Genomic DNA, 1,700 nt, shown 5'->3' with positions numbered 1-1,700 from the left:
CTCCCGACTTCTTTGGAATGGAGTTGGGACAGGAAGTGGATACGGCCGTTGGGGGCGCTGAGGATGATGTCGCCTGTGGTTTCGAGGGCGATGGCGGGACGGCCGGTTTCGTTGGTCTTTTCGGTCATGACCAGGCGGTTGCTCGAGGGGGTGGCCATGGCGATGGTTTCCTGACCGGCGGTGTCGACCATGGTGATGCGGTGGCCGCTCTTGGTGACCAGGCGCTTGATGTTGTTGCCGGCGAACTCTCCGCCGTTGGTGCCGCCGTCCCAAAAGCCCTGCGAAGGCGGCTGCTGCACGCCGTTCCACACCGAGCCAAGGATGTAGGGGCGCTCCGGATCGCCGCCTTCGAAGCGCACGGCGACCTCGTCGCCTATCTCGGGGAGCACCAGGGTGCCGCGGCCTGATCCGGCATGGCCGGTGATGAGGCGCGCCCAGGTGGTCGTGTTCTGGTCCTGCCAATGGAACTGGATCTGGATGCGGCCGAGGTTGTGCGGGTCGTGATTGGCGGCGACGCTGGCGGGGTAAATGCCGTCGATGGTCGGGGGCGGGATGCGCTCGGGCGCGAACCAGCGTTTGGCGGTAGTGGCCTGGAAGTGGTTCTCGAAGCCGCGCGGCGTCCAGCGATGCAGGCACTCGATGACGCCATAGCTGCCGTTGATGTCGGGGTCGACGCCGGAGAGGGTGACCTCGTTGCCGGCCATGACTTCGGGCGAGCGGCTGATGCCGGAGTAGAGGTTGGAGTTGACGGCCTGGCGGCGCGACTCCATTTGTAACTGTTGCTGATACGAATCGAGGGTAGTGGCGCGGTGGCGCCCGGTTACGGTCGCTTCAGGGATGGTTTCGCCGGCGGTGAGGGTCTTGCTGGTGAGCGCGCTCCAGGGGCCGTAGAAGGCGGCGTCGCTCTTGACGGCGGAGTAGGTCTGGCTCTGCGCGGCGCGATGGTCGTAGTGCGCGCCTCCCTGCAGCTGCGGGCGCACGCGGCCAAGGCCGGAGAACTCCATCAGGCCGTACTCGCCCTGGCGCCACTCAAGCGTGGGGCCGGACTGGAAGCTGGTCTGGGTCTCGAGGCCGTCCTGGGTGGGGCGGAGCCAGGCTTCTCCGTCGTCGACCAGACGGAGCAGGAAGCGCCAGTCGGTCTCTCCCCACTGCACGCGGGAGAGCTCCTCGCCGGCGATGGAGCCTTTGAGCTGGAGACCGGAGTTCGAGACGACCTGTTGCGCGGTGGCCTGGGCGGTCTGCTTGAGGAAATAGGTCTGATGCTCGCTCAGGTCCATCTGCCAGCTGGCGGTGATGCCATCAACTTCGGCGCCGTAGCTGCCGGTGACCTCGTAGATCAATTCGGCTTTATTGACCAGGCCGAGGAAGAGAGGGTGCTGGGTTCCCTGGAGGTCATAGCCATAGACAGCCAGCGGCTGGCCGAACATGGAAGCCACGTCGGGCTGAGTGTCGGGTACGGAGCGGAAGATGACGCGCGCGCGCCAGTGGTCGTTGAGCTTCTGATGGACTTCGACGACGGCCAGCAGAGCGAGGTCGATGTCTTCCCCGCCAACCTGGACATGGATGTACGCAGCACCGGGCAAGGGCAGCCTCCTTGCGAGCAAATAGAACAATGTTGTGAGGCATGGATACTGAAGCCCAGCCTTCCCGCGTAGTTTCTTAGCCTACTGCCTGCATGCTAACTTCGTCCAGTAATGGTG

Annotated in this window: 1 protein-coding gene; it reads right to left on the bottom strand. The window is 64.7% G+C overall.

The window, feature by feature from the left end:
- The coding region (locus AC5S16_RS23100; RefSeq protein ID WP_493932485.1) for a type VI secretion system Vgr family protein at nucleotides 1-1,583 on the bottom strand (1,583 nt) is incomplete at its 3' end.
- Nucleotides 1,584-1,700: the final 117 nt, after the last annotated feature.

The sequence above is a fragment of the Acidobacterium sp. FHG110202_01 genome, from assembly GCF_059115305.1.
Note: the sequence above shows the minus strand (reverse complement) of the source record. Positions and strands in the feature narration are given on the sequence as shown.